Source organism: Verrucomicrobiota bacterium, assembly GCA_039027815.1.
Taxonomy (GTDB): Bacteria; Verrucomicrobiota; Verrucomicrobiia; order Verrucomicrobiales; family JBCCJK01; genus JBCCJK01.
The window spans coordinates 49,825-56,057 of the sequence record JBCCJK010000014.1; the positions used below are offsets into that span (position 1 = coordinate 49,825).

The following is a 6,233-nucleotide window of genomic DNA, read 5'->3' on the forward strand; positions in this document are numbered from 1 at the left end:
CTTGTCTGAAAAGACCCTCGGATCAAACAGCTTCCCGCTTTCCCAGAAGACGATCCGCAGCCTCCAAACCAGTCCCCAAGGCCAAGGGCACCCTCCCTTTCCCCACGAGTGCGTCCCCGGCGAAGTGAAAGCCCAGCCCCGCACACTCTTCCTCTTCCAAGAGGCCCCGATCCAGGAGCCGGGTCGGGTGCGCAAATTTCCAGCGCTGGCTATCCCACCAATCCGGCTGGTCCCAATCGCTCCCCAAAATCGCGGCCACCTTTTCCACCACTTCGTGCAGGAGTAGCTCGCGCTCGCTCGCAAACTCCCCCGCACTCCATTCAGGGGCCATCTGCACCACCAGGACCGATTGACCAGGCGGGACATGTCCTGGTTTGTCCTCTTCAAAAGAGAGCCAAGCGATGTCATGCCCCTGGTCCAGGTTCACCAGCGCGTGCACTCCTGCTGGCCGTGCGGGCTCGTGATGATAGCCGAGGACGAAGGTGAATTGGCGATGATACGAGCACTCCCCCAAGCACTCCAGCCAGCTCCCCTCGAGCGAAGACGCTTTCAGAATTTGATAGCTTTGCGGGGCGGGGAGGGTCCACAGAACCTGCTCGAAAGGCCCGTAACTCTCGCCGGCCGGGCTTAGGAGTCGCCACGATTGCCCGCTCCCCATGACCTCGGCAATTTGCGTTTCTCGCACGATTTCGGCCCGGTTGGCCGCCTGGGCCAAAAGCTTGCCCAAGGTGCTGATTCCCGAGGAATAGGTCCACTTCGTCTCGGCGTTGGCCTTCTCGTCGCCCGGGAGAATCTCGTCGTCTTCGGTCAAGACGCGCACCTCCCCAGGAATTTCCACCAGTTCCTCGGTGGGCAAGTGAGAGCGAATCACCTCGCCCACCCGGTCCTCCGCCAACTTGAAAAAATTGGCCCCGTAGTCATAGCGCACCCCCGAGCGGCTGCGGGAAGCAGCTCGCCCGGAAAAGCCCCGGCTCTTTTCAAAAACCACCGCCGGGCGCCCGTTTCGAGACAGCTCCCAAGCCGCCGCCAACCCCGCCACGCCCGCGCCCACAATCGCCACCGGAGACTCTTTGGAACTCATCCCATTTGACTACGTTCCCCGTCCCCGGAGGCCAACTCAGTTCGTGAATTCGCCAAAGGGTCGGCCCTCAAACTGCCGGGCTGCCTGGCTGAGCAAGCGCTGCATCTGCTGGGCCACCTCGGGGTTCTCGCGAAAGACGTTCTCGGTCTCTTCGGGATCACGTTGCAAACTGTAGAGCTGATCCCGCACGAAGTAATTGGGGTTCTTGACGGCCGCGTGATGCCCGAGGTGTCCATTGCGGGTCAGGTAGGGAGCTTCCATCCGCTCGCCATGGTAACTGCGGAAGGTCTCTCCCTCATCGATCCGCTTCTGAATCCGTTCCGGGTAGCGGATGGCGATGTATTTCCAATCCTTGGTTTTGACCGCGCGGGAATGGCCCAGTTCGCCAAAAAGATGGCCCCGGATCGGCCGCGGATCGCCCAAGACAGCCCGGCGGAAACTCAAGCCGTCGATCTGGTAATGGGGCGGCACCGGCACCCCGCAGAGATCCAAAATCGTGGGCGCGAAATCGATGTTGGCCACGATGCCATCGTATTCACTCCCGGGTCGAATGGTCCCCCTCCATTGAAGAATCATCGGGACCCGCATGCCATAGTCATGCAGCGTGGCCTTCCCGTGTCGATAGGACCCATGGTCCGGGACGAAGGCGATGAGCGTGTCCTCCTCCAGGCCCAAATCCGCCACCTTGTCGAGGATGGCGCCCACCCCATCGTCGAGCCAGAGCGCATAGGCCGCCCGGTCCTTGAAGCCGGCCTCTCGGTTGCGCCGCAAGACGTCTTCCCGGCTCGGCATGACGTCGAAACCCTCGGGCACAAAGCCCTCTCCAGTCATTCGAGGATCCGCCTCCAGACTGTATTGGTTGTTCCAAGGCGCCGGCCCGTGATGGAGCGTGGTCGAGAAATACAGGAAGAAGGGATCTTCCCGGTAAGTCTCCAAGAACTGGAAAGCCTTCGAAACCGTCCACTCCAGATTGTGGACATTCAGGGACTCATTGAACAACTCGCGCAGATTGGCGGCGTAGTAACCGTCCACAAAATCGAAGCCGTAAGCCTTCATGGCCTCGCACCACTTGGCGTGATTGTAGCGCATCTTGGCGCTCACCTCGGGATCGCGCGGGTCCGCGTCTTTCGGGTAGAGCTGAAAGCCCGCTTTCTCCCAACGGCCGACGTGACTGCCCCCGCCCTCCGCCACCCACTCGTGATTGATGAGATGGCTCTTGCCAATGAAACCCGTCTTGTAGCCACCCCGCTGGAGGGCCCGGGCGAGATTCCAACGATTGGGCTCCAATTCGCCGATGTTTTCTACTTGGGTTTGGTCGCCCGGGGGATGCTCGTGCAGGAACTTCTCGGCCGTGCAATGGCCTGCGTAGCGACCCGTCATGAAACTGTAACGCGAAGGCGAGCAAACCGTCGAGGTCACATTGAAGTCCGTCAGCAAAAGACCCTCCCGCACCATCTGATCAAGACGCGGCGTGTGCACCTTCCCGCCCATGAAGCCCAGCGAATCCCAACTTTGGTCGTCGGTAATAATGAGAATGACGTTGGGGCGCTTGGCGACCGCTCCCCAGGGGAGAGCCAAAAAGACCAAGCTCAGAAGGAAAAACCAGCGGCGCATAAAAGAAAGAAAAAGCTCCGCCCGATACGTTGGCAAGGACCGGCTTTTTGCAAAGGGGCAGAGTGGCAGAGGGCCATCTGGAAGAGAAGTCGCCCCAAGCCCCTGGGGCACCCTCCGCGAGAGATCGCACGACTCCTTTTCCAAAAGCGTGTAGGGGGGAACATGGATTCCTCTTCCTCAAAACTTCTCGAAGCTACCCAACTCGGCAGCCTCTCCCTAAAAAACCGGGTGGTGCTGGCGCCCATGACCCGGGCTCGCTCTGGACCCGACCGCATTCCCCAGCCCATCATGGCGGAATACTATGCCCAGCGCGCCAATGCCGGACTCGTCATCACCGAAGCCACCACCATCTCCCCCCAAGGCCTTGGCTGGGTCGAGACGCCTGGGATTTGGACGGAGGCCATGCGAGATGGTTGGAAACCCGTGGTGGCCGCCGTCCAAGCGCAAGGGGCCAAAATCTTCCTCCAGCTCTGGCACACCGGGCGGGCCGGGCACAGCAGCTTTCTCGGGGGAGCACGGCCCGTCTCGGCCTCCGCCATCGCGATTGAGGGCGAAGGCGTTCATGGAGCCGATGGCCAAAAGCACCCTCATGAAACGCCCCGTCCGCTTGCCACCGAAGAGCTTCCTGCCCTGGTGGCCGATTACCGCCAAGCCGCTCGGCTGGCGCGCGAGGCAGGCTTCGATGGAGTGGAAATCCATTCCGCCAATGGCTACCTCCTCGACCAGTTTCTTCAGTCGAAAACCAATCAGCGCAGCGATTCCTACGGAGGGAGTCTGGAAAATCGCTACCGCCTCCTGGGCGAAGTCCTGACCGCCGTGCTCGCCGAATGGCCCGCAGAACGCATCGGCGTCCGCCTCTCGCCCAACGGCGCCTTCAACGACATGGGCTCACCCGATTATCGCGAGCAATTCCTTTACACCGCCCAACAACTGAACTCGCACGGCCTGGCCTACCTCCACGTCATGGACGGGCTGGCCTTCGGCTTTCACGAGTTGGGAGAACCCATGACCTTGGCCGAGTTTCGCGAGCCCTTTCACGGCCCTCTCATCGGGAACTGCGGCTACGACCAAGCCGCCGCCGAAGAAAGACTCCAAAGCGGCCACGCGGACCTCATCGCTTTCGGGCGGCCCTACATCAGCAATCCCGACCTCGTGGAGCGGTTCGCCAAGGGCTGGCCACTCTCTAAGGAAGGCGACATGTCCACTTGGTATTCCCCGACCGGCGCTCAGGGCTACACCGACTACCCCACGGCACAGGTTGCAGGGGAAAAGGACTTCCCAGGCTGATCTGCGGCCTCTCCCTGTCCACCTCACCGGGACCAGAATTGGTCCGGGTAGGATTTGCGTTTCGTAATGAGATTGGGTATCAGTCTCTCCCGTTGTTTCTGATCGATCGTCGCCCCACTCCAAACTCATGAAATCCATTCCCCATCAGACCCGCATCTCCAATATTCTCGTCATCGGCAGCGGTGGCGCTGGCCTGCGCGCCGCCATTGAGGCCAAGCTCGCCGGACTGGAAGTCTCCGTTCTGGGCAAGCGGGACAAGCGAGACGTCCACACCGTCCTGGCCGCGGGCGGGATCAATGCCGCTTTTGGGAACGTCGATCCTCAGGACGATTGGAAACAGCACTTCGCCGACACCTACCTCGAAGGCTACGGCGTGGGCGAACCGCGGACCATCGAACTCATGGCCAAAGAGTCCATGGAAGCCGTGCTCGAGATCGATGAGTGGGGAGCCAACTTTGCCAAGCTGGAAAATGGGGCCCTCGACCAGCGATTCTTCGGCGCCCACACCTACCGTCGGACCTGCTATTCGGGCGACTACACCGGGCGCTCCATCCTCATGGCCTTGATCGATAAGGCCGAGCAACTCCGCATCCCCGTCCTCGACTCCCAATACGTCACCGAACTCCTCATCAGTGAGGGCACCTGCTTCGGGGCCATGGCCTTCGACATTCGCTCAGGCGAGCGCACCGTCCACCTGGCCGACGCCGTGGTGCTCGCAGCCGGCGGGCACACCCGCATCTGGCGGAAAAGCTCCTCCAGGCGAAATGAAAACACGGGCGACGGTTTCTACCTCGCCCTCAAAGGCGGCTGCACCCTCTCCGACATGGAAATGGTCCAGTTCCACCCCACCGGAATGGTCATTCCAGAGGAAATCGCCGGGACCCTCGTGACCGAAGCCGTCCGTGGCGAAGGCGGGCACCTCATCAATGGCGAGGGCGAACGCTTCATGGGCCGCTACGATAGCGAGCGGATGGAACTCTCGACGCGCGACCGCGTGGCCATGGCCAACTACACCGAAATCGTGGAGGGCCGCTCCAGCCCCAATGGCGGCGTCTACCTCGACATCAGCCACAAGGACAAAGCCTTCATCGTTGAAAAGCTGCCCCGGATGTATCGCCAGTTTCTCGACACCCTCATGATCGACATCTCCAAGCAACCCATGGAAGTCGCCCCCACCGCCCACTACTCCATGGGAGGCATCGTGGTCGAACCGGATGACCATTGGACCGGGATCGACGGCCTCTTCGCGGCCGGCGAAGTCACAGGCGGCCTTCACGGGGCCAACCGACTCGGCGGCAACTCGCTCGCCGAAATCCTCATCTTCGGAAAGAGGGCCGGACGCTCTGCCGCCGAACGCTCCCTTCGCATGGACGTGCAAATGCGCTCGCGCGAGGTGGTCCAAAAAGCCCACGACAAAATCAATAGCTTCCTGCGCACCGGCAGTGAAGTGGCACGACCGCTCCAGCGGGAGCTGCGGAACATCATGTGGGAGCACTGCGGCGTGGTGCGGGACGGAGAGCGCCTCCAAGGTGGCTTGGAAAAAATTAGCGAATTGAAAGAACGGATCCAAGACCTCGACGTCCGGCCCGACTCCGAAGGCTTCGAAGACCTCATGTTGGCCTTCGACTTGGAGGGCTCCATCATGTCAGCCGAAGCCACCATCCTGGCCGCCCAATCCCGGGAAGAAAGCCGGGGCGCTCACCAGCGGAGCGATTTCAAAAAAACCGATCCCGCCTTCCAAGCCAACTGTCACGTCCGTGCATCAGAGGACGGGAAACTCGAAGTGAAGGTCAAAGCCGCTCCCGCCCTCAGCGAAGAGCTGCAAACGATCGTTTCCGGAACCGATGAGATCACCACCTTCAGCGGCAAGCTGATCGAGTAGGCAGACCCGAAGTTTCCGTCAAAGCGGGGCTTTGCCGGAAGACCGGCGGTCACCTGGTGAGTGTTTGCGGTTGAACCCAGCTTCTATTCGCACCGTCCTGTGGTCATCATAGGGGCCCGTCCTGGCCCTCCCACTTCGTCTACCGAAAGTCCCTCCGACAAAAGGAGCGAGCTGTTCAGCCGCAGCCAAAAGGAAAAAGCAGTCGACGCAGTTGAACTGCACGATTGCCTAATACCAAGCTGCAGAATTGGCTGGTAGAATGGCCGAGTGGATTTCGGGCCAGACCAAGGCGCGACGAGGGCGCGGTGCAGGCACCGTAACCGAGGAGCAACGCAGGGCTGGCTCGAAAGACACCGGCTCTCCCTTCCC

General features: G+C 61.2%; 4 protein-coding genes. 2 read left to right on the forward strand and 2 right to left on the reverse strand.

The features are described 5' to 3' along the window. Nucleotides 1-22: 22 nt before the first annotated feature. Together AAF555_05840 and AAF555_05845 are read right to left on the reverse strand one after the other, a co-directional pair. Complete coding sequence (locus tag AAF555_05840; protein MEM6911088.1) at nt 23-1,081, reverse strand: FAD-dependent oxidoreductase; 1,059 nt, start codon at nt 1,079-1,081, stop codon at nt 23-25. Nucleotides 1,082-1,117: 36 nt separating this feature from the next. Further along, nucleotides 1,118-2,695 (reverse strand): sulfatase-like hydrolase/transferase, encoded by a 1,578-nt coding sequence (locus AAF555_05845; GenBank protein MEM6911089.1) that lies wholly within the window; start codon nt 2,693-2,695, stop codon nt 1,118-1,120. A 162-nt stretch (nt 2,696-2,857) separates the two neighbouring features. On the opposite strand from AAF555_05845, the gene AAF555_05850 reads away from it, so the two are divergent. Both AAF555_05850 and AAF555_05855 read left to right on the forward strand, forming a co-directional pair. Next, the gene (locus AAF555_05850; GenBank protein MEM6911090.1) at nt 2,858-3,982 is read left to right on the forward strand and encodes an alkene reductase; all 1,125 of its coding nucleotides are present in this window, start codon (nt 2,858-2,860) and stop codon (nt 3,980-3,982) included. Between the two features lie 127 nt (nt 3,983-4,109). After that, complete coding sequence (locus tag AAF555_05855; protein MEM6911091.1) at nt 4,110-5,864, forward strand: FAD-binding protein; 1,755 nt, start codon at nt 4,110-4,112, stop codon at nt 5,862-5,864. The last annotated feature ends 369 nt before the right edge of the window (nt 5,865-6,233 follow it).